Consider the following 26,205-nt stretch of genomic DNA (forward strand, 5'->3'; position numbering starts at 1 on the left):
TGCCGCAGAAGAGGATGTGATATGTTGCGACGGTTTTTGGGTGCCCTTGGGGCTTTGGTACTGCTCGCGGCCTGTGCCGCCGAGGATCCCTTGACGACAGACCGCGCCGACCTCGGCGATTTCCGTCTGATGTGGACCATCGTTGTCGCCGATGATCCGCAGATCGTGCCCCCTTCGCGCGAGGCAACCGAACAGGAATGGAAAGACATTCTGGGTGGTGAAATCGACCGGCGCTTTCGTCAGTACGAAGGCACGCGGGACTATCACCTTGCTGTCAATGTCGATGCCTATTCGTTGGCCGTTCCGGGGATTCCGGTCGTGCTGGCCCCGAAATCCGTTCTCGTGATCTCAGCCAACATCTGGGACCATGAGCGCGGCGTCAAAATCCATGCCGAGCCGGAGCAGTTGACGATTTTCGAAGGGGCATCGGCGGATACGGTCATCGGATCGGGGCTGACGAAATCGCGTGAAGATCAAATGCGGACCCTATCGCGCAACGCCGCCCTCAAGATGGAAGAATGGCTGGTCGAGAACCGCCCGTGGTTTGATCCAAAGGAAGTGGCAACCCAAGATGCGCCGTCCTCCGCCGACACGTCTGACTAAGCCTGAAAACCTTGCTTGATTTCCGTCCCCGCGCCCTGTAAGCCGCGCGCGATATGGATAGGCTGCGTCCTTTCGCGCGCCGGGATATGAGGAGGCCATCATGGCTAAGGAAAAGTTTGAACGTTCTAAACCACACGTCAACATCGGCACGATTGGCCACGTTGACCACGGCAAGACGACCCTGACGGCAGCGATCACCAAGCAATTTGGTGACTTCAAAGCCTACGACGAAATCGACGGCGCCCCCGAAGAGAAAGCCCGCGGCATCACCATCTCGACCGCCCACGTGGAATACGAGACCGAGACCCGCCACTACGCCCACGTCGACTGCCCCGGCCACGCCGACTACGTCAAGAACATGATCACCGGTGCCGCCCAGATGGACGGCGCGATCCTGGTTGTGAACGCCGCTGACGGCCCTATGCCCCAAACGCGCGAGCACATCCTGCTGGGCCGTCAGGTGGGCATCCCCTACATGGTCGTGTTCATGAACAAAGTGGACCAGGTCGACGACGAAGAGCTGCTCGAACTGGTTGAAATGGAGATCCGCGAGCTGCTGTCCTCCTACGACTACCCCGGCGACGACATCCCCGTTGTGGCAGGCTCCGCGCTGGCCGCTCTGGAAGATCGCGACGACAACATCGGCAAAGACAAGATTGCTGAACTGATGGCCGCCGTCGACGACTACATCCCGACACCCGCGCGCGCCGTGGATCAGCCCTTCTTGATGCCCATCGAGGACGTGTTCTCGATCTCCGGCCGTGGTACGGTTGTGACCGGTCGCGTTGAGCGTGGCGTGATCAACGTCGGCGAAGAGATTGAAATCGTTGGTATTCGCGACACATCCAAAACGACCTGCACGGGCGTTGAAATGTTCCGCAAGCTGCTGGACCGCGGCGAGGCTGGCGACAACATCGGTGCCCTGCTGCGCGGTGTGGACCGTGAAGGCGTGGAGCGTGGCCAGGTTCTGTGCAAGCCAGGTTCCGTGAAGCCTCACACGAAGTTCGAGGCCGAGGCCTACATCCTGACCAAGGAAGAGGGTGGCCGCCACACGCCGTTCTTTGCGAACTACCGCCCGCAGTTCTACTTCCGCACGACGGACGTGACCGGCACGGTTGAGCTGCCCGCAGGCACCGAAATGGTGATGCCCGGCGACAACCTGAAGTTCAACGTCGAGCTGATCGCCCCCATCGCGATGGAACAAGGCCTGCGCTTTGCCATCCGCGAAGGCGGCCGCACCGTCGGCGCCGGCGTGGTGTCCAACATCACCGAGTAAGCCACCGCTTACCGAACATGCAGAAGGGCCGTCCCCAAGGGGCGGCCCTTTTTGCATCCGGCGGCTTGGCCTTGACGCGCACCACTTTCGACCTTTGTTAAGCGCAACAGCAGGGCGTTATTCATGCACTTCCAAGACGAACATGGTCCCATCGATGCATTGATCACATGGGTGGATGGAACCAACGCCACACATGCCGCGGCCCGAAGGCAAAGCTTGTCCACGACACGCCACGCTCCGGGTGAAAATGCAACCAATCCCCATCGCTGGGAAAGCGCGGGCGAGATATACTTTTGCCTCGCGTCCCTCGAAGCACATGCGCCGTGGCTGCGGTATGTATGGATTCTGGTGGAAGATCAGGGGCCGGACTTGTCAGGTGCCAGCCCTTGGTTGCGGGAACGGGTACGTATCGCGCGCCATGTCGATGCGTTTCAGGATCATGCCAATTTCCTACCGACCTATAACTCGCTGGCCATTGAATCCGCGATGTGGCGACTGCCTGATCTGGCAGAGCGGTTTTTGTATTTCAACGATGATGTGTTTCTGACGGCACCGCTTTCCCCGACGGATGTCTTTGCTGGTGTTGGTCCGGTTTTGCGGGGGCGATGGGTTGATTATGCCACGCGCATCGAGGCCCCGGATGCGCGGGATGATCCCGCTTTGTTCAACCATTTCATGCAGGCCAAGGCCGCTCAGATGCTTGGGTTCGGTGCAGATCGCATGTTCGCAGCGGCCCATGTCGTGCATCCGTTGTGCAAATCGGTCATGGCGGGCTTGTGGCAAACCCATGAGCCTGAGTTTATTCGGAACCTGTCTTTTCCGTTTCGTGATATCAGCCAGTTTTTGCCACAGGGCCTGCACAATCATGCCTGCCTACGTGACAGGACCGCACAGATCTCGACCGCCGCGGACCATATCCACATCAAAAGCGGGCAGTGGGCCAATGGGCTGCCACAAGATGGTTTTGCCGCGTTGCAGGATCAGGTTGCGGGGGGCACGAAGTTTCTATGTGTGAACGATCTGCCGCAACTTGAAAGGGTGGTGCCGGACATCAGGACGTGGTTGACGCAGGTGTGTGGTGGGATGGTTGCTGCGCGATAGAGCGCCCAGCACTTTTCCGGTTGGAAGCGACACCAAAGGCTCTTGCGCTTGGCCTCGGGCTATCGTACCTGATGCGGGTCCGCAGGGGTATAGCTCAGTTGGTAGAGCAACGGATTCCAAATCCGTAGGTCTCGGGTTCGAATCCTGATGCCCCTGCCAGACCCTACCTCTTGATTGCTGTATCGGCGGCATCTGTAGTCTGATTTAGCTTGTTCTGGATTGACGCGCGTAGGGTCTCGATCTCGGTGTCTGTTGCGCGTTTTGGCACGGTTTCTTCCCACTCTTGCACGATCAATGCACCGCGCCCGTAGGGTGTGGGCAGCATCATTGCATCCCATGTGGGCAGCTTGATCGGACGGTTGTGGGCAAACGCGGCGCAAAATACGCGGGCGCCGGTTGTGCGTTGCCAAATCAATGGCACGGTGGAGCTTTGTCGGTGTGGCCCGCGTGGACCATCTGCCGCGATCCCGATGGAATGGCCGGCTTTCGTTCTGCGCAATACTTCGCGAGACAGGGCCACATGGCGCTGGTGGCTGCCCATGGGGATGGTGTCGAAGCCGGATTGTCCCAAGATCAGACCCGCCATACGACCCGCGCGCGCTGCCGACGTCAGGGTCGAGAATGGGCCTTGGCTGATTTCGAAAATTTGTGGGGTCATGATCAGGCGCTGGTGCCAAGTGACGTATATGATCGGCGATCCGCTTGCGACGACCTGCATCATCTTATCCACCCCTTCGACATACCATGTCGATGTGGCATGCGCCCAATCCACGTAGCGGGACACGCGCGATGCAAACCCGCCCTGAACGCGTGGACTGTCGGCGATGCGGCGGCGAAGGGAGGACAGGCGTGACATAGCGCGTGGATATGGCAGCGCTGCCCCCTCGCAAGGGGCGCGCACGGATAGCCTTGATCCCGGGCGTCGCCGTCGTTATGTCCCAAGCAGTGCAAAGAGGACCCCGAACATGGCCACCAATCCGATTCAGTTCATTCAGCAGACCCGGGCAGAGGTGGGCAAGATCACTTGGCCGACCCGCAAAGAGGTGACCACGACAACGATCATGGTTTTCATCATGGCTGTTCTGTTGGCGACGTTCTTTTTCTTTGTTGACTGGATGATCCGCACAGGTCTGGAGATGATCCTGACCGCATTCTAATCGTTGCGGCCTTGCGTTGACCCTTAGGGGGCGGTAGGGAACAGGCATCCCCTGACATTTTGAAACGCAGACAAACTGCGGAGAACGTGTATCAGGTGCTCAGTTAATGGCCCCTTGGGCCCACCCCGGTAAGGACGCACATCATGGCAAAACGCTGGTATTCGGTTTCGGTTCTGTCGAACTTTGAAAAGCGTGTGGCGGAAACGATCCGCACGTCTGTTGAGGAGAACGGCTTGGAGGATCAGATCGAGGAAGTTCTGGTCCCTACAGAAGAAGTCATCGAGATCCGCCGCGGCAAAAAGGTCACAGCCGAGAGGCGGTTCATGCCCGGATACGTTTTGGTGCGGATGGAGATGTCGGACGAAGGCTATCACCTGATCAACTCCATCAACCGCGTCACCGGGTTTCTCGGACCTCAAGGTCGCCCAATGCCCATGCGCGACGCTGAGGTGCAGGGTATCCTTGGTCGTGTGGCGGAGGGTGAAGAGGCGCCGCGCAGCTTGATCACCTATGAAACCGGCGAAGATGTGAACGTGACGGACGGTCCGTTTGAAGGCTTCTCTGGCCAAGTGGAGGAAGTGGACGAGGAACAGCAAAGCCTCAAGGTTTCTGTGTCGATCTTTGGTCGCGCCACGCCTGTTGAGTTGAAGTTCACGCAAGTAACCAAAACCAACTGACGAATATCGGGGATGCCATTGCGTCGCATCCCCGGTGTTTTTTCAGGCTGCGGCGAACTTTGTCTCGTCGTCCCCTCGCGTAAGGGTGAACCTCTCTGTCAGTGTTCCCAAGGCCTCCACATCGCGTAACAGGTTTGTACATGCGGCTGAGGTCTCTTCGAGCATCGCCGCGTTTTCCTGCATGACCTGATCCAGACGTGTCACTGTGGCGTTGAGGGTCAGAAGGCCATCCTTTTGGTCATGAGAGGCTGTCTTGATTCCATCCGTACGTTCGGTGATGTCGAATATGTCGGTGATGACGTCTCCGAGGGCCGTAACTGTATGCGCGATTATTTCAGTACCGCGCTGCATCTCGTGATCAGATCGATCAATCATTTGGCGGATGCTTGTTGCGCTACCAGACGACCGCTGGGCCAAGGCGCGCACCTCGGCAGCAACCACAGAGAAGCCTTTGCCCGCTTCACCGGCGCGGGCGGCCTCCACGCTTGCGTTGAGAGCGAGTAGATTGGTCTGAAACGCTATCTCATCGATTACGCCGACAATTTTTGATATTTCCGCCGCCTCATGGGCCATGGATGTCATCACCTTCGAGGCTTGCGCTACGATTTCTTCGCCGGACTGTGCGTTGCCTTGCGCGCGTTTGGCAGAGGCGTTGGCGTCGTCCAATGCTGTCGCGGAATGGCTGACCTTTTGGGTCAGGCTCCCGAGTGTCTCTGTCGCTTCGCTGAGAGCATGCGCCTGGGCCTCGGTCCGTTTGGCAAGGTTGCTGGCTGCACTGGTGACCTCGCGCACCTCTCCTTTGATGCTGTCGGCGTAATCCATGACGTCGGCCACAAGCGTGTCGATGGCGGCAAGCGCTTGGTTGAACATATCCCGGAGGCCCGCGTAAGCCCCGGGCATGGTGTCTGTGATCCGAGCAGACAAATCACCGTTTTTCATGGCGGTCAGAGCGTGCTCCAAGGTTGCAACCACATGTTCACGCTCTGCAACTTTTGCGCGCTCTTCTTGCGCTTCGCGTTCTTGCAGTGCGTTGCGTTCTGCCATGGCTTGTTCGCGGGCCTTGGCAGCTGTTTGTATATCCTTAAGCAGGGTTTCTGATCGGGCCGCCTCGACTTGCGCCTCTTCCTTTGCAACTTGCGCTGCTGCCTCTGCATCTTGAGCCGCGCGCCGTGCGACCTCGGCATTGGCCAAACTCTCTTCAAGCTCCGTTCTTTTGCGCGCCATCTTGGCCTCCAACCCATTTAGGCGCAGCACGACGAAGATCAAAGCGGTCGCCTCCGCCAGCAGTACAACCGCATGGAACACTGTGCGGGGCAGAGTCTCTACAAGGGTCACGCTGGTCGGATAAACCAACTGGGGCAAGAAAAGAGCCAGCGTCAGGTGGTGAACAGCGACCAGGGCGGTCGCCATGATCAGGGCCTTGATATCGCGCAAGATCATCAGGACGGCCAGTAGTGCGAAGAACAACATATGGCTGTCGGATTGCAGGTCGCGCCCCTCTAGCGCGGCGGTGATGGCGATGGCTTGGCCGATGAGGGCTATGGCCGCGCCTGATGTTGCAAACGATGCGCTGACCCGGCTGAGCCCGAAGCCGAGTACCAGAAAGAAAAACGCAATCACGGGGCCTTGGGTCAAAGGCGTGCCGGCCAGAAGGCTTGTCACCACGCTGAGGGGGACAAGTGCCGCCGCTGTGGTCAAGACGACTCTGATGGGGTCTGTACGAAAAATGTTCTTCATAATGATGCTCGGCGACTAGAGGCACCGCAAAGAGCGGCAAACTGGCTGGCGGGTAAAACCCAAGAACCGGCGGCGATCAGGGCAACGTGACCTGAGGGCGAGGCTTGGACCAATCGTGCAAGGGGCATCTGATCTGTGCCCGCATCATAAACGCCTTCCGGCAGGGACACTCTGTCCGGCTGAAGGGATAGCAGCAGATACAATTGGGCGGGGTCCCGCGTGCCATGGGCAGACAGGACCAATGGTCCCGCAATGCCGCATATGCAGGCGATCAACACGAAAAAATGGGCGCAAAGCTCTCGCATGGCATCTGCCTAGGGCCAATCCACCAAGAAATCGTAAATCTGCCCGCCTATGTGCAAACCACTTGCCAAAGGGGTGTGCGCGCTGTACGCCCCGCCGAGTGTGGCCCGTGGGCCATTCATCCGCTGTGGGAGGCGCGCGTGTTGCGACACGCAGACCTGACCACACAACGAAAAGGATAGGGGACGCATCCCAGATCCGTTGGAAGAAGGAGAGGCCACATGGCCAAGAAACTTGCTGGCAAGATGAAACTGCAGATCCCTGCAGGTCAAGCCAACCCAAGCCCCCCGTCGGCCCCGCACTGGGTCAGCGCGGGATCAACATCATGGAATTCTGTAAGGCGTTCAACGCCAAGACGCAGGAAATGGAACAAGGCGCGCCTTGCCCCACCGTGATCACCTATTACCAAGACAAGTCCTTTACCATGGACATCAAGACGCCGCCCGCGTCCTACTACCTGAAGAAGGCCGCTGGCCTGAAGCCGGTTGGGAAACGGAACCGTCCCCGTGGTGCCGAGAACCCCGGTCGCGAGACCGTGGCTTCGGTGACTGTGGCGCAGGTGAAAGAGATCGCCGAAGCCAAAATGAAGGACCTCAACGCCAATGACGTTGAAGCCGCAATGCAAATCATCGTGGGCTCCGCAAAGTCCATGGGCATCGAGGTAAAGTAAGATGGCGAAACTTGGAAAACGTACCCGCGCCGCGCGCGCAGCTGTTGCTGACAAGGCGAACCTGTCTGTCGAGGATGCGGTCGCTCTGATCAAATCCAACGCCACTTCGAAATTCGATGAAACGATCGAAATCGCGATGTGCTTGGGCGTTGACCCCCGCCACGCAGACCAGATGGTCCGCGGCGTGGTGTCGTTGCCCAATGGTACCGGCAAGTCCGTCCGCGTGGCTGTGTTCGCCCGTGGACCCAAAGCCGAAGAAGCGCAGGCCGCTGGTGCGGACGTAGTTGGCGCAGAGGATCTGATGGAAGCTGTGCAAGGTGGCAAGATCGACTTTGATCGCTGCATTGCAACGCCCGACATGATGCCCATCGTTGGCCGTCTGGGTAAGGTGCTTGGCCCCCGGAACCTGATGCCCAACCCCAAGGTTGGCACAGTGACCATGGACGTCAAAGCCGCTGTTGAGGCCGCTAAAGGTGGTCAGGTGCAGTTCAAAGCTGAAAAAGCCGGTGTTGTGCACGCGGGCGTTGGCAAGGCCTCCTTCGACGAAGCCAAGCTGATCGAAAACGTCCGCGCGTTCGTGGATGCGGTGGCCAAGGCAAAACCGACCGGCGCCAAAGGCTCTTACATGCAGAAAATCGCGCTCAGCTCCACCATGGGCCCGGGCGTGACGATCTCGGTCGAAAGTGCGACTGGCAACTAAGTCGATCACAAAGATTGCAAAAGGGCACCTTCGGGTGCCCTTTTTTGTTACCTTTAGTAAACCAATTGCGTCTAAGGTCATAAAAGCAAGAAGGAAGATGCGATGCGTCGATTTGCATGGGTTATGGGTTTAGTCCTGTCTGTTCTGCCTCTTTGGGCCGGCGCGCAAACCCTTGCGGCACCAACCGGGCCAGTGTTGCTGACGGTGGATGGTGCGATTACGCAAGTGAACACCGATGATCAGACAGCCGTATTCGACCGCGATATGCTGCGCGCGATCGACTGGATCACGGTCGAAACCTTCACAGGCTTTACGGACGGGCCGCAGATGTTCAGTGGTCCCAGTGTGGGTGCTTTTCTAGATGCGCTTGGTGCGCAGGGTACCGAGATGACGGCGCGTGCCCTTGATGACTACCGTGTCACAATACCCGTTGATGTACTGCGCGATGCGGGCGCGATCCTTGCAATGGAACATAACGGTCTGCCCATGCGCATCCGCGACAAGGGGCCGATTTGGTTGATTTTTCCTTTGACGGAGGCAGAGGTCGAGGCCAGGGCTTTTCTGGCTGAAACCATCTGGCAGATGACTGCAATCACTGTTCGCTGACCCATGACACTGCGCGATGTCTATATCCGGGTGCCGATTGCGGTCCTTTTGTTGGTCGTCGGGGTGCTTGTCTTGTCCCAGTTCCGCACTTCGCTCGATGCGGCGGAACGCAACCTTGTGTTTGAAGTATCGAACAAATCACGAGAGGTCAGCGAGCTGGTGGCGGAGGGTAAGACCCTGCACGGTTTACTTATCCTATACGCCGTGGGCGAAGTGACTTTGGCGCAAATACAGCAAGACTTCGAGATCTTGTGGAGCCGTCACGCGCATATTTCCCGCTGGACGTATCCTGAAGGATCGGAGCTTCAGACGGCCGTGGGGGATTTGGCCGTGTTCCTAAGCAGCGCTGATCCGATCCTGTTTTCTAGTGTGCCCATGGACGGTCAGGTGGCGCGGGACATGGCCGGCCGACTGCTGCCGATCATTTCACAAATCAGAGGGACCTGGGCGCGCGAGTTCCGCGTGCGCAGTACCGATGATTGGCTTGCCGGGTCCGGCGAGGTACAGCGTCAGGCGCGCCTGCTGGATCAGCTTACGATTTTCATGGCCGTGCTGGTCGCGGTCTACTTGGGGCTGGAGGTCATTATGGCCCGCCGCGCCGCCCGCAAAGAGGTCGCCCTGCGCCAAGCGGCTGTTGATGCGAGTCACGCCAAGTCGGAGTTTTTGTCCAAGGTGAGCCACGAGATCCGCACGCCTTTAAATGGAATCATCGGTATGGTTTCGGTCCTGTCGGAAAAGCCGATGCCAACGGATCAGAGGATGTGTGTGAATGTGATCGAGAAGTCGGGTGCCCTGCTTCTGGCCACGATCAATGACGTTCTGGATCTGTCCAAGATTGAGGCCAAGGAAGTCGTATTGACACCGACCGATTTTGCGATCGGGCCGATGCTGGAAGAGATGCAGATGATCTACGACCGAATGGCCATGGACAAAGGCGTAGCGCTAACCCTGCGTAGCGGAGTGATCCCGATTGTTCACGGTGACGCGCGGCGATTGCGTCAGGTAATGAACAACCTACTGACCAATGCCGTGAAGTTTACGGACCACGGAAAGATCGAGGTCGTTGCCACCTATACCGATGGTGTGCTGACGGTCGATGTCACAGATACCGGTAAAGGTATTCCAATAGAGGCGCGCGACCGTGTGTTTGAAGCGTTTGAACAGGTGTCGGCCCAAGACGACGCAACGGGCACGGGGCTGGGCCTTCCCATCAGCCGCGAACTCTGCCGTGCGATGGGGGGTGACCTGACGATAGAGGCACACGCAGGGCCGGGCACCCGGTTCCGCGTGTGTTTGCCGTTGGCGCGTGCTGATGCGGCCTCTGACCGGCAGCCTACGGCGGGCGCATTGGCCTAAACCCATTCCGGGGCTTTCATTTTCGGCGTCATGGGTATATCGCAACGCGTAGGGGCAGCACCGTGATTCGGCGCGGCCCTTATTTCGTCCGAGACGGTGGGTTGCCAGAGGCCAAAAGCCAAACGCATTAATTCCTGCCTGAGACGGGAAAGTGAACACCTCGCCTGGTTTGTTTCCGGGCAATGGGCTGCGATCGACCCGTAAGGACCTTGCTGCTGTACCAATCGGTGCAGCGAAGAAGAGCCGGAGGGGTCGCCCCCTCCAAATTTGGAGTAAAACTGTGGATAGAGCCCAGAAAGAAAAATTGGTCGAAGAGCTCGGCCAAATCTTTGAAAGCTCTGGCGTCGTAGTGGTAAGCCGTTACGAAGGCATGACAGTTGCCGAAATGCAGGACCTGCGCGCTCAGATGAGCGAAGCTGGCGGGTTCGTGCGCGTTGCCAAAAACAGGCTCGCCAAGATCGCCCTGGACGGGAAGCCATGCGCAAGCATTGCTGACTATCTGACGGGTATGACCGTTCTCGCCTATTCCGAAGACCCTGTGGCAGCCGCCAAAGTGGTCGAGGCGTACTCCAAGGGGAATCCAAAACTGGAAATCCTTGGCGGTGCGATGGGTGAAAACGCTCTGGACGTCGCCGGTGTGAAAGCCGTCGCCGCAATGCCATCCCGCGAGGAGCTTATTGCCTCCATCGTCGGTTGCATCGGCGCACCCGCTTCCAACATCGCTGGCGCCATTGGCGCACCTGCTTCGAACATCGCGAGCATTCTTTCGACCATCGAAGAGAAAGCTGCATAAGCAACCCATCATCCCTTCGTGCGTCTTGCACGACGTTGGAACACACCTAAATACGGAAACAGTACAATGGCTGATCTGAAAAAACTTGCTGAAGAGATCGTGGGTCTGACCCTTCTTGAAGCACAAGAACTGAAAACCATCCTCAAAGACGAGTATGGCATCGAACCCGCCGCTGGCGGCGCTGTGATGATGGCTGGCCCTGCCGATGGTGGTGCCGGTGCAGCTGAAGAGCAAACCGAATTTGACGTGATCCTGAAAGCCGCCGGCGCTCAGAAAATCAACGTCATCAAAGAAGTCCGCGCCATCACTGGTCTGGGCCTGAAAGAAGCCAAAGAGCTGGTCGAAGCTGGCGGCAAAGCCGTCAAAGAAGGCGTCGACAAAGCCGAAGCAGAAGACATCAAAGCCAAGCTGGAAGCAGCCGGCGCCGAGATCGAACTGAAGTAATTGGCAAGGGTAGGGTGGGACTTGTCCCACCGCCCGCTAGATACATTGGCAGGGTTCGGATTTTCCGAGCCCTGCCGAACCTGTCTTGGCAAACCCCTTTGCACAAAGGTGTTTCCCAAGAAGAGGTTTGCAGGACGAGAGCATGCCCGTGGCAAGGTGCGCAAGAATGGTCCGGCTTCTTCTTTTCGCGATTGGCGCGGGGTGGATTGCCCACCCGTCCCCGGCCAGCGAACACGAGAAAGGCGCGCATAGCACATGACGCAAACGTATACTGGCACCAAGCGTATCCGTAAGTATTTCGGCAAGATTGACGAAGTTCTGAAAATGCCGAACCTCATCGAGGTTCAAAAATCCTCCTACGACTTGTTTCTGAAGTCTGGCGACCAGCCAACGCCCATGGACGGCGAAGGCATCATGGGAGTTTTCCAGTCGGTTTTCCCGATCAAGGATTTCAACGAGACGGCAATTCTGGAGTTTGTGAAATACGAACTCGAAAAGCCAAAGTATGACGTTGAGGAATGTCAGCAGCGCGACATGACCTACAGCGCACCGCTGAAGGTGACCCTTCGTCTGATCGTGTTTGATGTCGACGAAGACACCGGTGCGAAGTCGGTCAAGGACATCAAGGAACAAGACGTGTTCATGGGCGACATGCCCCTGATGACCCCCAACGGTACGTTCATTGTGAACGGCACCGAGCGTGTGATCGTCAGCCAAATGCACCGCTCCCCCGGCGTGTTCTTTGACCACGACAAGGGCAAGACCCACTCCTCCGGCAAACTACTGTTCGCCTGCCGCATCATTCCCTACCGCGGCTCTTGGCTCGATTTCGAATTCGACGCAAAGGACGTCGTGTTCGCGCGCATCGACCGCCGCCGCAAACTGCCTGTGACCACTCTGCTCTATGCCCTTGGCATGGACCAAGAGGCGATCATGGACGCATATTATGACACCGTGACGTTTAAGCTGGAAAAGAACAAAGGTTGGGCAACCAAGTTCTTCCCTGAGCGTGTGCGCGGCACCCGTCCAACCTATGATCTGGTCGACGCGGCCACGGGCGAAGTGATTGCGGAAGCGAATAAAAAGGTCACCCCGCGCGCGGTCAAGAAAATGATCGACGAAGGCACGGTGACCGAGTTGTTGCTGCCGTTTGACCAGATCATCGGCAAATACGTGGCCCAAGACATCATCAACGAAGAAACCGGCGCGATCTATGTCGAGGCCGGGGACGAGTTGACGTGGGAAGTGGACAAGGATGGCGAAGTCACCGGCGGAACGCTCAAGGATCTGCTGGATGCAGGTGTGACCGAGATTCCCGTGCTGGACATCGACAACGTGAACGTCGGCCCCTACATGCGCAACACCATGGCCGTGGACAAGAACATCGGCCGCGAAGGCGCGCTGATGGATATCTATCGCGTCATGCGCCCGGGTGAGCCACCCACCGTCGAATCCGCCCAGACCCTGTTCGACGGTCTGTTCTTCGACAGCGAGCGCTATGATCTGTCCGCCGTGGGTCGCGTGAAAATGAATATGCGTCTGGCGCTGGATGCCGAAGACACCGTACGCACCCTACGTCACGAAGACATCGTTGCCTGTGTCAAAGCGCTGGTGGATCTGCGCGACGGCAAGGGCGACATCGACGATATTGACCACCTAGGCAACCGCCGCGTCCGGTCCGTGGGCGAGTTGATGGAAAACCAGTACCGCGTTGGCCTGCTGCGCATGGAACGCGCGATCAAGGAGCGTATGTCGTCTGTCGAAATCGACACTGTCATGCCCCAAGACCTGATCAACGCGAAACCTGCGGCGGCGGCGGTGCGTGAATTCTTCGGCTCCAGCCAGCTGTCGCAGTTCATGGACCAGACGAACCCGCTGTCCGAGGTGACCCACAAACGCCGCCTCTCGGCGCTTGGCCCCGGCGGTTTGACCCGCGAACGGGCCGGCTTCGAGGTGCGCGATGTGCACGCCACCCACTACGGCCGCATGTGCCCCATTGAAACGCCCGAGGGGCCGAACATTGGTCTGATCAACTCGCTGGCCACCTTTGCCCGCGTGAACAAATACGGCTTCATCGAAACGCCCTACCGCAAGGTGGAAAACGGCGTTGTGACCGATGATGTGCAGTACATGTCCGCCACGGAAGAACAGCGGCACATCGTGGCGCAGGCCAACGCGGACATCAACGAAGATGGCACCTTCGCCAACGAGATGGTGAACACACGTCAGGCCGGGGAATACACCCTTGCGACCACCCAAAACGTCGACCTGATCGACGTCAGCCCGAAACAGCTGGTTTCGGTCGCGGCTGCGCTGATCCCGTTCCTTGAAAACGATGACGCCAACCGGGCGCTGATGGGCTCGAACATGCAACGTCAGGCTGTGCCTTTGCTGCGGGCCGATGCGCCTTATGTGGGCACGGGTATGGAAGCGGTTGTGGCGCAGGACTCCGGCGCCTCCATCATGGCAAAACGCGGTGGCGTGATCGACCAGGTGGACGCGCAGCGGATCGTTGTGCGTGCGACCGAGGATCTGGAGTTGGGCGATGCGGGCGTGGACATTTATCGTCTGCGCAAATTCCAACGTTCCAACCAGAACACATGCATCAACCAGCGTCCGCTGGTGAAGGTTGGGGACAAGGTCGCCAAGAACGAAGTGATTGCAGACGGTCCGTCCACTGACATGGGGGAACTGGCGCTTGGCAAGAACGTCGTCGTCGCCTTCATGCCCTGGAACGGCTACAACTACGAAGACTCCATCCTGATCTCCGAGCGGATTGCCCGCGACGACGTCTTCACCTCGATCCACATCGAGGAATTCGAAGTCGCCGCCCGTGACACCAAGCTTGGGCCAGAGGAAATCACCCGCGACATTCCCAACGTCGGCGAGGAAGCCCTGCGCAACCTCGACGAGGCGGGCATCGTCTACATCGGCGCTGACGTCGAACCCGGTGACATCCTTGTGGGCAAGATCACTCCCAAGGGCGAAAGCCCGATGACGCCAGAAGAGAAGCTTCTGCGCGCCATCTTCGGGGAGAAGGCGTCCGATGTGCGTGACACCTCTCTGCGCGTAAAACCCGGTGACTTTGGCACCGTGGTCGAAGTGCGCGTCTTCAACCGCCACGGCGTGGAAAAAGACGAACGTGCCGTGCAGATCGAGCGGGAACAGGTCGAACGTCTGGCCCGTGACCGCGACGACGAAATGGTGATCCTGGATCGCAACATCTATGCCCGTCTCAAGGGTATGATCCTCGGCAAAACTGCCGTGAAGGGCCCCAAGGGCATCAAGTCCGGCACCGTCATCGACGAGGCCGTTCTGGACACCCTGTCCCGTGGTCTGTGGTGGCAATTGGCCCTCGAAGAGGAAGCGGATGCGCAACAGGTCGAGGCCCTGAACGAGCAATACAACATCCAGAAACGCGCCCTAGAGGCCCGCTTCGAGGACAAGGTCGAGAAGGTTCGTCGCGGCGACGACCTGCCACCCGGCGTCATGAAGATGGTCAAAGTGTTCATCGCGGTGAAGCGCAAGCTGCAGCCCGGTGACAAGATGGCTGGTCGTCACGGGAACAAAGGTGTGATCAGCCGCGTTGTGCCCATGGAGGACATGCCGTTCCTGGGCGATGGGACCCCTGTGGACTTCGTTCTGAACCCGCTTGGCGTTCCTTCGCGCATGAACGTCGGCCAGATCCTTGAGACCCACATGGGTTGGGCCAGCCGTGGTCTGGGTATCCAGATCGACGAGGCTTTGGGTGAATACCGCCGGTCCGGTGACATGACCCCCGTGCGTGATGCCCTGCGCATCGCTTACGGCGACGAAGTCTACAATGACGCTTTCGCGGACATGGACGAAGATCGCCTGCTGGAGACCGCCGGCAACGTCACTAACGGTGTGCCAATTGCGACGCCCGTCTTTGACGGCGCGAAGGAAGCGGACGTGAACGCGGCCCTGACCGCGGCGGGTTTCGACACCTCCGGTCAGTCGGACCTGTATGATGGCCGCACCGGCGAGCAATTCGCGCGTAAGGTCACCGTGGGCGTCAAGTACCTGCTGAAACTGCACCACCTTGTGGACGACAAGATCCACGCCCGCTCCACCGGGCCCTACTCGTTGGTCACACAGCAGCCCTTGGGCGGTAAGGCACAGTTTGGCGGCCAGCGTTTCGGCGAGATGGAGGTCTGGGCGCTGGAAGCTTACGGGGCCGCCTACACTTTGCAGGAAATGCTGACGGTGAAATCGGACGACGTGGCAGGCCGGACCAAGGTCTATGAAAGCATCGTGAAAGGCGAGGACAACTTCGAGGCTGGCGTGCCAGAATCGTTCAACGTTCTTGTCAAAGAGGTCCGGGGTCTGGGCCTCAATATGGAACTCCTGGATGCGGAGGACGACGAGGGCGGGATCGCTGCTGAATAGTAGCGCCCCGTAGGGCGGGACTTGTCCCGCCGCCCCCTCCCTTCGCACACATTAAGGAATTGAAAATGAACCAGGAACTTACCAACAACCCGTTCAACCCTGTTGCCCCGCAAAAGGTGTTCGACGAAATCAAAGTGTCGCTGGCTTCGCCCGAACGGATCCTGTCGTGGTCCTTTGGCGAGATCAAAAAGCCCGAGACCATCAACTACCGGACGTTCAAACCCGAACGGGACGGCCTGTTCTGCGCGCGTATTTTTGGCCCGATCAAGGACTACGAATGTCTGTGCGGCAAATATAAGCGCATGAAGTATCGCGGCGTCGTCTGCGAGAAATGCGGTGTCGAAGTGACGCTGCAAAAGGTCCGCCGCGAACGCATGGGCCACATCGAACTGGCCTCCCCCGTCGCGCACATTTGGTTCCTCAAGTCGCTGCCGTCCCGCATCGGCCTGATGCTGGACATGACCCTGCGCGATCTGGAACGGATCCTGTACTTCGAGAACTACGTCGTGATCGAACCGGGCCTGACCGACCTGACCTACGGCCAGCTTCTGACCGAAGAAGAGCATATGGACGCTCAAGATGCTTACGGCATGGACGCCTTCACCGCGAACATCGGGGCCGAAGCCATTCGCGAGATGTTGCAGAACATCGACCTCGAGTCCGAGGCCGCAAACCTGCGCGAAGAGCTCAAGGAAGCCACCGGTGAACTGAAGCCCAAGAAGATCATCAAGCGTTTGAAAATCGTCGAGAGCTTCCTTGAATCCGGCAACCGCCCGGAATGGATGATCCTGACCGTGATCCCCGTGATCCCGCCAGAACTGCGCCCACTGGTGCCGCTGGATGGGGGCCGTTTTGCGACCTCTGATCTCAACGACCTCTATCGCCGTGTGATCAACCGCAACAACCGTCTGAAACGTCTGATTGAATTGCGCGCACCTGACATCATCGTCCGCAACGAAAAGCGGATGCTGCAGGAATCCGTGGATGCTTTGTTCGACAACGGCCGCCGTGGCCGGGTGATCACCGGTGCCAACAAACGCCCGCTGAAATCCCTGTCCGACATGCTGAAAGGCAAACAGGGCCGCTTCCGTCAGAACCTTTTGGGCAAACGCGTCGACTTCTCGGGCCGGTCTGTGATCGTGACCGGGCCTGAGTTGAAGCTGCACCAATGTGGTCTGCCGAAAAAGATGGCGTTGGAGTTGTTCAAGCCGTTCATCTATTCCCGGCTAGAAGCCAAGGGCCTGTCGTCCACCGTTAAGCAAGCCAAGAAACTGGTGGAAAAAGAACGCCCCGAGGTGTGGGACATCCTCGACGAGGTGATCCGCGAACACCCCGTCCTGCTGAACCGCGCGCCGACCCTGCACCGTTTGGGCATCCAAGCGTTTGAACCGGTTCTGATCGAAGGCAAGGCGATCCAGCTGCACCCGCTGGTTTGCTCGGCCTTCAACGCCGACTTCGACGGCGACCAGATGGCTGTTCACGTGCCGCTTTCGCTGGAAGCACAACTGGAAGCCCGCGTGTTGATGATGTCCACGAACAACGTGCTGTCGCCCGCCAACGGCGCGCCGATTATCGTGCCGTCGCAGGACATGATCCTCGGTCTCTACTACATTTCCATGGAGCGGCAGGGCATGAAGGGCGAAGGCATGGTCTTCGGCTCCATCGAAGAGGTCGAGCATGCGCTGGCCGCCGGTGTTGTCCACCTGCACGCCAAGGTCAAAGCCCGGATCAAACAGATCGACGACGAGGGCAACGAGGTCGAGGTTCTGTTCGACACCACCCCTGGCCGCGTGCGTCTGGGGGCACTTCTGCCCCTGAACGCCAAGGCTCCGTTCAGCCTTGTCAATGACCTGCTGCGTAAGAAAGACGTGCAGCGCGTCATCGACACCGTTTACCGTTATTGCGGCCAAAAGGAATCTGTCATCTTCTGTGACCAGATCATGACCATCGGGTTCCGCGAGGCGTTCAAGGCGGGCATTTCCTTCGGCAAGGACGACATGGTCATCCCCGACAGCAAATGGCCCATTGTGGACGAGACCCGCGAACAGGTCCGCGACTTCGAACAACAGTATATGGACGGCCTGATCACTCAGGGCGAAAAGTATAACAAAGTTGTCGATGCCTGGTCGAAGTGTAACGACAAGGTCACCGAAGCCATGATGACCCGGATTTCCGAATCCGGTGTGGACGAGAACGGCGCAGAGAACGAGCCGAACTCGGTCTACATGATGGCCCACTCCGGTGCCCGTGGTTCGGTCACGCAGATGAAACAGCTGGGCGGGATGCGCGGCTTGATGGCCAAGCCAAACGGCGACATTATCGAGACGCCGATCATCTCGAACTTCAAGGAAGGTCTGACCGTTCTTGAATACTTCAACTCCACCCACGGGGCCCGTAAGGGTCTGTCTGACACGGCGTTGAAGACGGCGAACTCCGGCTACCTGACCCGCCGCTTGGTGGACGTGGCGCAGGATTGCATCGTGCGCGAACCCGACTGCGGCACCGACATCGCCATCACGGCCTCTGCGGCGGTGAACGACGGCGAGGTTGTGGCCTCCATCGGGGAACGCGTGTTGGGCCGGACCTCTGCGGATGACGTCGTGGTGCCCGGCACGGACGAGGTGATCGTTGCAGCAGGCGAGCTGATCGACGAACGTAAAGCCGACGCCATCGAGGCGGCGGGCGTGGCGACTATGCGCATCCGCTCCCCTCTGACCTGCGAGTCCGAGGAAGGCGTCTGCGCGGCCTGCTACGGTCGGGATCTGGCTCGTGGCACCAAGGTCAACCTTGGCGAAGCGGTCGGCATCATCGCGGCACAGTCCATCGGGGAACCCGGTACTCAGCTGACGATGCGGACTTTCCACATCGGCGGCGTGGCCCAAGGTGGCCAGCAGTCCTTCCAAGAGGCGGGGCATGACGGCAAGGCGGAATTCCGTAATCCGCAGATCCTCGAAAACTCCGCTGGCGACATGGTCGTCATGGGCCGGAACATGACCCTTGCGATCATGTCCGACGCGGGCGAGGAATTGGCGACGTTCAAATTGGGCTACGGCACCAAGCTGCACGTCAAGGATGGGGCCACCATCGCGCGCGGCGACAAGCTGTACGAATGGGACCCTTACACCCTACCGATCATCGCGGAAAAAGCCGGGACCATCAAATTCGTCGATCTGTTCGCGGGCATCTCGGTCCGGGATGAAACCGACGATGCGACCGGCATGACCCAGAAAATCGTGACCGATTGGCGTTCCGCGCCAAAAGGCAACGAGCTGAAGCCTGAGGTCATCGTGGTGGGCGAAGACGGCGAACCCATGCGCAACGATGTGGGCAATCCCGTGACTTACGCCATGTCTGTAGATGCCATCCTGTCGGTCGAAGATGGTCAGAAGATCGACGCCGGTGACGTGGTGGCCCGTATCCCGCGCGAGGGTGCCAAGACCAAGGACATCACCGGGGGTCTGCCCCGCGTGGCGGAATTGTTCGAGGCACGTCGTCCCAAGGACCACGCCATCATCGCCGAGATCGACGGCTACGTGAAATACGGGCGCGACTACAAGAACAAGCGCCGTATCTCCATCGTGCCCGCGGACGAAGCGCTGGAGCCCGTCGAATACATGGTGCCCAAGGGGAAACACATCCCCGTGGCCGAAGGCGACTTCGTCCAGAAGGGCGACTACATCATGGATGGCAACCCCGCCCCGCACGACATCCTGCGGATCATGGGGATCGAGGCGCTGGCCGAGTATCTGATCGACGAAGTGCAGGACGTCTACCGTCTGCAAGGCGTGAAGATCAACGACAAGCACATCGAAGTCATCGTGCGCCAGATGCTGCAAAAGTGGGAAATCCTCGACAGCGGTGAAACCACGTTGCTGAAAGGCGAACACGTGGACAAGGCCGAGTTCCTGGAGGCCAACGCCAAGGCCGAGGCACGGGGTGGGCGTCCCGCGCGGGGCGAACCGATCCTGCTGGGCATCACCAAGGCGTCGCTGCAAACCCGCAGCTTCATCTCGGCGGCGTCCTTCCAGGAAACCACGCGCGTTCTGACCGAGGCGTCTGTCCAAGGGAAGAAGGACAAGCTGGTTGGCCTGAAAGAGAACGTCATTGTGGGTCGTTTGATTCCGGCGGGCACCGGTGGGGCAACCCAGCAGATGCGCAAGATCGCGCAAGACCGCGACAACGTCGTGATCGCCGAAGCCCGGGCAGAGGCTGAACAGGCCGCCGCTCTTGCCGCCCCCTCGGCCGAGGCGGACGCGGTCTTTGGCGACGCGCCGTCGGACGACTAATACCTGTCACATTTTGGAAAAGGCCCTCGCACCGCGGGGGCCTTTTTCGTTTGCGGGGTGTTGGGCCGTCTCTCGTTCGGCCTGCCAAAGGTTAACCCTTGCCATTGCGGATCAAATGCACGGGGGTAAGTCGGGGGACAGTGGATTTTCCCACTCTCTCGATAGCGTTTACCTTTCCCATTCCGGGGGGCTGCGTTACGCTCAAGCCATGGCATTTGTTAACCAAATCATCGGCGTCATGCGCTTTTCCTACCCCGCGAAAGAGGGGTTTTCTGTCAGTCAGCTATCGGCTGAGGAGTTGGAGGCGCACCTCTATGATCCAGACCGTTTGCAGACCCGGTTTAAATACCTTGAACACATCACCCTGCCGTCGCTGGCCGCCCAGACGGACGCTGATTTCCGGCTGGTGATCTTGGGGGAGACACCCTGCCGTTCCGGTTCAAACGCCGCCTGCGCGATCTGGCGGAGGTCCACCCCTTCGTCAAACCTGTGTTTCTCGAACGCATGGGCGCGCTTGGAGCCGCCAAGCGGGCTTTCCGCCGCGCGATTGCCGACGAGACGACCCACGTCACGGGCTTTCGCATTGACGACGATGATGCCGTTGCCATTGATTATATTGAAAAAACGCGTGTGATTGCGGATAAGGTCATCGCCGGTGGTCTGTTTGATCGGCCCTATGTGGTGGCCTTTTCCAAGGGGCTGTACTGGGACATGAACGACGCCGATGCGCCGTTTCACGAGTTCCGCGAGCCGCAGCCCTTGGGCCTTGCCTGCGCCATGATCACCACCCGCGAGATGGAGACCTGCATCTATCGCTACAACCACCGGCGGCTGTGTTGCTACGTGCCGACCTACATGGATCCTGACGATTTCATGTTCATGCGTACCCTGCACGGGCACAACGATTCCGGCCGCTCGATCCCGCCGCACGCGGTGCAGATGGGGCTGCAAAAGGGGCACAAGATGATGGAAAAACGGTTCGCGCTGGACCTAGACAAGGTCCTGCCTTTGGCCCCGGCTGGTTAACCATGTCCCACTCCGACAACCTGCGGGGTGCGGCGTTGATGATGGGGTCCATGGCAGCCTTCACGTTCAACGACGCCAGCCTTAAGTACGCCGCCCAAGACCTGCCGTTGTTTCAAGTGGTTGCCCTGCGCGGGTTGGTGGTGACGGCTTTGCTGGCGGGGCTGGCATGGTACATGGGCGCCCTGTCTCAGCCCATCCCCCGGGCCGAGCGAGGCAAGGTCGTCCTGCGCGCCGCTGCCGAACTTGGCGCGTTTTTACCATTTGTTATTGCGCTGGCGAATATGCCTTTGGCCAATATCACCGCGATCCTACAGGCGTTGCCTTTGACGGTGGCCTTGGCGGGGGCGGTGTTTTTGGGCGAGCATGTCGGCTGGAAACGGTGGCTGGCGATTGGGATTGGATTCTTTGGTGTGATGTTGATCGTGCAACCGGGCGGAGAGGGGTTCAACCGCTACGCATTGCTGGGCCTGTTGGCGGTCGTGATGGTGACGTTACGCGATATCGTTACGCGCAAACTGTCGTCGGAAGTGCCCAGTCTGACCGTGGCGGTGATCACGGCGGCGGGCGTGATGATGCTAGGCTTCGTCGGGTCCGCGTTTCAACCATGGCAACCTGTGGATGCGGGGCAGGGGGTCGTGATCGTTGCCGCCGCCGTTTTCATTCTGGGCGGCTATGTTTTCTCCGTCATGACCATGCGTGTGGGCGAGATCGGGTTTGTGGCACCGTTCCGTTATACGGCGTTGGTGTGGGGATTGCTGTTGGGCTGGCTGGTCTTTGGGGACTGGCCCAACGCAATGGTTCTTGTGGGCAGTGCGATCGTCGTCGCTACGGGCATGTTCACCCTGTGGCGCGAGCGGGTGACGCGTCTAAAAGCTACGCGCGATGGCGCGAAGGTCTAGGGCAAAGCGGGTCTCCAGATCCTTGGTTTGATCCGCGTCGGCAAAGGGCATGTTGACGACCGCCGGACCCAAGGCGCTGTCGTTCATGCCATCCACCCCGCGCAGCCACATGGGGGCGTCTGTCACTGACACCGCTGGCATAAGCTGGCCGACCTTGTGGTGGGGATAGTGGACAGCGGTGCGCCGGTTTTCGGGACGCAAGAACAACGCATGAGCGACCCCAAGATGGTTGCGCACGGCAGGGGATACACGAGGTCCATTGGCGGTCAGCTCCATCATGTAACCCCGATTGAAATCCAGTGCGAGGGTGCCACGTTCCGCCCAGAGCCCGTGCACTTGCGCAAAGATCGTTCGGCTCCGCTCGATAAACCTGCGGGCGACACCGTCATCGTCATCTTGGCGAAACTGCATGATCACCTCGGCGTGGCGATCCTTGTGGGCCTCGACGACCTGTTCCATGGCGTGGCGTTGGTTCATGGGGGGCAGTTGCACAAGACGTGCTTGTGGGACCGCTGCGACCATAGTCTGCAGACGGGTCAGATAGGGCGGGGGCAGGCTTTCCCCTGTCAGGATTACAAACTGGAAATCCGGGTCCGTCTGAGCCGCAATGGTCCGCAGACAGACGTGCTCAAGGCTGCGCAAACGCGCCTCCATCCGGGCGGGGGCGTAAAGGTGCGCCTCGCGTTCCGCCACGGTTTCATGTTCAATCCGAAAACCGCCCAGGCCCGGGTAGGCAAAGCGGCACATGCCGATGATCTGAAGCACACGCGGCCCCCTTGGTTTGACCCCCGAACCGTGGCAGATCGCGCCCATTGGGACAAGCGGACAAGGGTCTGTTGACACCCTGACCGATTCCGCCTATTGCAGCCGCACATTGGCCCGGATGCCGTGCATCCTTTCGTCAAATCCCATTCTGGTGGTCAAGGTCTGTCCTAATGCTGGACACACCCTCTGCAAACCAACCGCGGCGTCTAGATCGGATATCAGACGCAGGCGGCTTTTGGGCGTTGTTGGGGTCGCATACGATTAATCATAGGTAACATGGGGAAACCTGATGCCAACTATCCAACAGCTGATCCGCAAGCCGCGTCAGCCAAAACGTAAAACCTCCAAGTCCCAGCACTTGGAAAGCTGCCCGCAAAAGCGTGGCGTGTGCACCCGCGTGTACACCACCACGCCCAAGAAGCCGAACTCCGCTATGCGGAAAGTTGCGAAGGTGCGCCTGACCAACGGCTTCGAAGTGATCAGCTACATCCCGGGTGAAAGCCACAACCTTCAGGAACACTCTGTGGTTCTGATCCGCGGCGGTCGTGTCAAAGACCTTCCCGGTGTGCGCTACCACATCCTGCGTGGTGTGCTCGATACGCAAGGCGTCAAAGACCGTCGCCAGCGTCGTTCGAAATACGGCGCCAAGCGTCCTAAATAAGGAGATACCAGTATGTCTCGTCGTCACGCCGCTGAGAAGCGCGAAGTCCTGCCCGACGCCAAATATGGCGATCGCGTTCTGACCAAATTCATGAATAACCTGATGCTCGATGGTAAGAAATCGACCGCAGAGAAAATCGTCTACAACGCCTTTGATCGTATCGAAGGCAAGCTGAAGCGCAGCCCCGTTGAGGTGTTCGCCGAAGCTTTGGACAACATCAAACCCGCCGTCGAGGTGCGTTCGCGCCGCGTGGGTGGTGCAACCTACCAGGTGCCCGTCGAAGTGCGCCCCGAGCGTCGCGAAGCATTGGCCATCCGTTGGCTGATCAACGCGGCCCGTGGTCGTAACGAAAACACGATGGAAGAGCGTCTGGCCGGTGAGCTGATCGATGCTGTTCAATCCCGTGGGTCCGCCGTCAAAAAGCGTGAAGACACCCACAAGATGGCCGACGCCAACCGCGCGTTCAGCCACTATCGCTGGTAATTCCTTCGGGGCCCTGTTCGGGGGCCCTGAACCCTTTCTCCCCATTTGAGGACACGAGCCTATGGCACGCGACTATCCCCTCGAGCGTTATCGCAACTTCGGCATCATGGCCCACATCGACGCAGGTAAGACCACCTGTTCCGAGCGGATCCTGTTCTACACCGGCAAATCCCACAACATCGGTGAGGTGCACGATGGTGCGGCCACCATGGACTGGATGGAGCAAGAGCAAGAGCGTGGCATCACGATCACCTCTGCTGCGACCACCACATTCTGGGAACGCACCGAAGACGGCAAGACGCCTGATTCCAAAAAGCACCGCTTGAACATCATCGACACCCCCGGCCACGTTGACTTCACCATCGAAGTTGAGCGTTCCTTGGCCGTTCTGGACGGCGCGGTTTGCGTGCTGGATGCGAACGCCGGTGTTGAACCCCAGACCGAAACTGTGTGGCGTCAAGCTGACCGCTACAAGGTGCCGCGCATGGTGTTCGTCAACAAGATGGACAAGATCGGCGCTGACTTCTTCAACTGTGTGCGCATGATCGAAGACCGCACCGGTGCCCGCGCCATCCCCGTCGGCGTCCCAATCGGGGCCGAGACGGAGCTGGAAGGCCTGGTCGATCTGGTCACCATGGAAGAATGGCTGTGGCAAGGCGAAGACCTTGGCGCGTCGTGGATCAAGGCACCGATCCGCGAAGAGCTGCAGGACATGGCCGCCGAATGGCGCGAGAAGATGCTGGAAGCGGCGGTCGAGCAAGACGACGACGCCATGGAAGCCTATCTTGAAGGCAACGAGCCTGACGTTCCAACCCTGCGCGCCCTGCTGCGCAAGGGCACTCTGGCGATGGACTTCGTTCCCGTTCTCGGTGGTTCCGCATTCAAAAACAAAGGCGTGCAGCCTTTGCTGAACGCTGTTGTCGATTATCTGCCCAGCCCGCTGGACGTGGTCGACTACATGGGCTTCAAACCCGGCGACGAAGAAGAGACCCGCAACATCCCCCGCCGTGCGGATGACAACATGGCGTTCTCTGGCCTTGCGTTCAAAATCATGAACGACCCCTTTGTGGGCTCCCTGACCTTCGTGCGGATCTACTCTGGCACGCTGTCCAAGGGCGACTCGATGTTGAACTCCACCAAGGGGAACAACGAGCGTGTCGGTCGTATGATGATGATGCACTCCAACAACCGCGAAGAGATCGAAGAGGCATTTGCCGGCGACATCATCGCGCTTGGTGGTCTGAAGAACACCACGACCGGGGACACGCTGTGCTCCAAGTCTGATCCGGTGGTTCTGGAAACGATGACCTTCCCCGATCCGGTGATCGAGATCGCCGTCGAGCCCAAAACCAAGGGTGACCAAGAGAAGATGTCCCAGGGTCTGGCCCGTCTGGCCGCCGAGGACCCCTCTTTCCGTGTGGAAACTGACATCGAATCCGGTCAGACCATCATGAAGGGCATGGGCGAACTGCACTTGGACATCCTCGTTGATCGTCTGAAGCGTGAGTTCAAAGTGGAAGCCAACATCGGTGCGCCCCAAGTGGCCTACCGTGAGACCATCGGCCACGAGGTCGAGCACACTTACACCCATAAGAAACAGTCCGGCGGGTCTGGTCAGTTCGGTGAGGTCAAGCTCATCATCACCCCCACAGAGCCTGGCGAAGGCTATTCCTTCGAGAGCAAGATCGTCGGCGGTGCCGTGCCCAAGGAATACATCCCGGGCGTGGAAAAAGGCATCAAGTCGGTCATGGACTCCGGTCCATTGGCAGGCTTCCCTGTGATCGACTTCAAGGTCGCCCTGATTGACGGCAAGTTCCACGATGTGGACTCCAGCGTTCTGGCTTTTGAAATCGCCGCACGGATGTGTATGCGCGAAGGCATGAAGAAGGCGGGCGCGAAACTGCTCGAACCTATCATGAAGGTCGAAGTGATCACGCCGGAAGAATACACCGGCGGTATCATCGGCGATCTGACGTCCCGCCGTGGCCAAGTCTCGGGTCAAGAACCCCGCGGCAACGCCATCGCGATCGACGCCTTTGTGCCTCTGGCGAATATGTTCGGCTACATCAACACCCTGCGTTCCATGTCTTCTGGCCGCGCGCAGTTCACGATGCAGTTCGACCACTACGATCCAGTGCCGAACAACATCGCCGAAGAAATCCAGGCGAAATACGCCTAAGCGGTGCGGCGGGCCTTGGCCCGCCCTACCACCCCGTAGGGTGGGACTTGTCCCACCGCCCCCCTGATGAATA

The 26,205-nt window shown here is 59.1% G+C and carries 20 protein-coding genes, 1 tRNA gene and 2 pseudogenes; 20 read left to right on the forward strand and 3 right to left on the reverse strand.

Annotation, left to right across the window (positions count from 1 at the left end; all coding sequences use genetic code 11):
- Positions 1–21 precede the first annotated feature (21 nt).
- The 4 genes from ACZ1G0_RS04165 (at position 22) to ACZ1G0_RS04180 (ending at position 3,139) form a co-directional block, all read left to right on the forward strand.
- Positions 22–603, forward strand: a complete 582-nt coding sequence (locus ACZ1G0_RS04165) for a hypothetical protein (RefSeq protein WP_472735792.1) — start codon at positions 22–24, stop codon at positions 601–603.
- Positions 604–703: 100 nt separating this feature from the next.
- Positions 704–1,879: an elongation factor Tu gene (gene tuf / locus ACZ1G0_RS04170; RefSeq protein ID WP_472735793.1), complete on the forward strand. Its 1,176-nt coding sequence runs from the start codon at positions 704–706 to the stop codon at positions 1,877–1,879.
- A gap of 123 nt (positions 1,880–2,002) precedes the next feature.
- Positions 2,003–2,980: a hypothetical protein gene (locus tag ACZ1G0_RS04175; protein WP_472735794.1), complete on the forward strand. Its 978-nt coding sequence runs from the start codon at positions 2,003–2,005 to the stop codon at positions 2,978–2,980.
- An 83-nt stretch (positions 2,981–3,063) separates the two neighbouring features.
- Positions 3,064–3,139, forward strand: a tRNA-Trp gene (locus tag ACZ1G0_RS04180).
- A gap of 4 nt (positions 3,140–3,143) precedes the next feature.
- Here ACZ1G0_RS04180 and ACZ1G0_RS04185 read toward each other — a convergent pair.
- Positions 3,144–3,836 carry a lysophospholipid acyltransferase family protein gene (locus ACZ1G0_RS04185; protein WP_472735795.1) on the reverse strand — a complete coding sequence of 231 codons (693 nt, stop codon included), beginning with the start codon at positions 3,834–3,836 and terminating at the stop codon, positions 3,144–3,146.
- 109 nt (positions 3,837–3,945) lie between these two features.
- On the opposite strand from ACZ1G0_RS04185, the gene secE reads away from it, so the two are divergent.
- Together secE and nusG are read left to right on the forward strand one after the other, a co-directional pair.
- Complete coding sequence (gene secE / locus ACZ1G0_RS04190) at positions 3,946–4,137, forward strand: preprotein translocase subunit SecE (protein ID WP_472735796.1); 192 nt, start codon at positions 3,946–3,948, stop codon at positions 4,135–4,137.
- Positions 4,138–4,280: 143 nt separating this feature from the next.
- On the forward strand, positions 4,281–4,814 hold the full coding sequence (nusG, locus tag ACZ1G0_RS04195) for a transcription termination/antitermination protein NusG (RefSeq protein ID WP_472735797.1): 534 nt from the start codon (positions 4,281–4,283) through the stop codon (positions 4,812–4,814).
- Between the two features lie 42 nt (positions 4,815–4,856).
- Here nusG and ACZ1G0_RS04200 read toward each other — a convergent pair whose 3' ends face one another.
- Positions 4,857–6,476: a methyl-accepting chemotaxis protein gene (locus ACZ1G0_RS04200; protein ID WP_472735798.1), complete on the reverse strand. Its 1,620-nt coding sequence runs from the start codon at positions 6,474–6,476 to the stop codon at positions 4,857–4,859.
- 599 nt (positions 6,477–7,075) lie between these two features.
- Here ACZ1G0_RS04200 and rplK point away from each other — a divergent pair.
- The 11 genes and pseudogenes from rplK (at position 7,076) to ACZ1G0_RS04255 (ending at position 22,044) form a co-directional block, all read left to right on the forward strand.
- Positions 7,076–7,524: pseudogene (gene rplK, locus ACZ1G0_RS04205) on the forward strand (50S ribosomal protein L11).
- A gap of 1 nt (position 7,525) precedes the next feature.
- Positions 7,526–8,224, forward strand: coding sequence for a 50S ribosomal protein L1 (gene rplA / locus ACZ1G0_RS04210; protein WP_472735799.1), 699 nt, complete (start codon positions 7,526–7,528; stop codon positions 8,222–8,224).
- Between the two features lie 123 nt (positions 8,225–8,347).
- Positions 8,348–8,830 carry a putative pterin-binding protein gene (locus tag ACZ1G0_RS04215; protein ID WP_472735800.1) on the forward strand — a complete coding sequence of 161 codons (483 nt, stop codon included), beginning with the start codon at positions 8,348–8,350 and terminating at the stop codon, positions 8,828–8,830.
- 3 nt (positions 8,831–8,833) lie between these two features.
- Positions 8,834–10,186 carry a sensor histidine kinase gene (locus tag ACZ1G0_RS04220; protein WP_472735801.1) on the forward strand — a complete coding sequence of 451 codons (1,353 nt, stop codon included), beginning with the start codon at positions 8,834–8,836 and terminating at the stop codon, positions 10,184–10,186.
- A 280-nt stretch (positions 10,187–10,466) separates the two neighbouring features.
- Positions 10,467–10,979: a 50S ribosomal protein L10 gene (gene rplJ, locus ACZ1G0_RS04225; protein WP_472735802.1), complete on the forward strand. Its 513-nt coding sequence runs from the start codon at positions 10,467–10,469 to the stop codon at positions 10,977–10,979.
- 66 nt (positions 10,980–11,045) lie between these two features.
- A complete protein-coding gene (rplL, locus tag ACZ1G0_RS04230) occupies positions 11,046–11,423 on the forward strand; it encodes a 50S ribosomal protein L7/L12 (protein ID WP_472735803.1) in 378 nt (125 codons plus the stop codon).
- Positions 11,424–11,678: 255 nt separating this feature from the next.
- The gene (gene rpoB, locus ACZ1G0_RS04235) at positions 11,679–15,833 is read left to right on the forward strand and encodes a DNA-directed RNA polymerase subunit beta (protein ID WP_472735804.1); all 4,155 of its coding nucleotides are present in this window, start codon (positions 11,679–11,681) and stop codon (positions 15,831–15,833) included.
- Between the two features lie 65 nt (positions 15,834–15,898).
- On the forward strand, positions 15,899–20,119 hold the full coding sequence (rpoC, locus tag ACZ1G0_RS04240; protein ID WP_472735805.1) for a DNA-directed RNA polymerase subunit beta': 4,221 nt from the start codon (positions 15,899–15,901) through the stop codon (positions 20,117–20,119).
- 208 nt (positions 20,120–20,327) lie between these two features.
- Positions 20,328–20,522, forward strand: a pseudogene (locus tag ACZ1G0_RS04245) (glycosyltransferase); the annotation flags it as partial.
- A gap of 23 nt (positions 20,523–20,545) precedes the next feature.
- Entirely contained in the window at positions 20,546–21,145 is a 600-nt protein-coding gene (locus ACZ1G0_RS04250; RefSeq protein WP_472737767.1) for a glycosyltransferase, read from the forward strand.
- A 2-nt stretch (positions 21,146–21,147) separates the two neighbouring features.
- A complete protein-coding gene (locus ACZ1G0_RS04255; RefSeq protein WP_472735806.1) occupies positions 21,148–22,044 on the forward strand; it encodes a DMT family transporter in 897 nt (298 codons plus the stop codon).
- Here the strand turns inward: ACZ1G0_RS04255 and ACZ1G0_RS04260 are convergent.
- Positions 22,012–22,809 (reverse strand): glycosyltransferase, encoded by a 798-nt coding sequence (locus ACZ1G0_RS04260; protein ID WP_472735807.1) that lies wholly within the window; start codon positions 22,807–22,809, stop codon positions 22,012–22,014. The two genes, ACZ1G0_RS04255 and ACZ1G0_RS04260, sit on opposite strands and share 33 nt — an antisense overlap.
- Before the next feature lie 289 nt (positions 22,810–23,098).
- Here ACZ1G0_RS04260 and rpsL point away from each other — a divergent pair, with 289 nt between their 5' ends.
- The 3 genes from rpsL to fusA all read left to right on the forward strand — a co-directional run bounded on the left by rpsL (position 23,099) and on the right by fusA (position 26,132).
- Positions 23,099–23,470: a 30S ribosomal protein S12 gene (rpsL, locus tag ACZ1G0_RS04265; protein WP_472735808.1), complete on the forward strand. Its 372-nt coding sequence runs from the start codon at positions 23,099–23,101 to the stop codon at positions 23,468–23,470.
- 12 nt (positions 23,471–23,482) lie between these two features.
- Positions 23,483–23,953 (forward strand): 30S ribosomal protein S7, encoded by a 471-nt coding sequence (gene rpsG / locus ACZ1G0_RS04270; RefSeq protein WP_472735809.1) that lies wholly within the window; start codon positions 23,483–23,485, stop codon positions 23,951–23,953.
- A 61-nt stretch (positions 23,954–24,014) separates the two neighbouring features.
- Positions 24,015–26,132, forward strand: coding sequence for an elongation factor G (fusA, locus tag ACZ1G0_RS04275; RefSeq protein ID WP_472735810.1), 2,118 nt, complete (start codon positions 24,015–24,017; stop codon positions 26,130–26,132).
- Positions 26,133–26,205: the final 73 nt, after the last annotated feature.

The sequence above is a fragment of the Thalassobacter sp. HA4-2 genome, assembly GCF_055693705.1.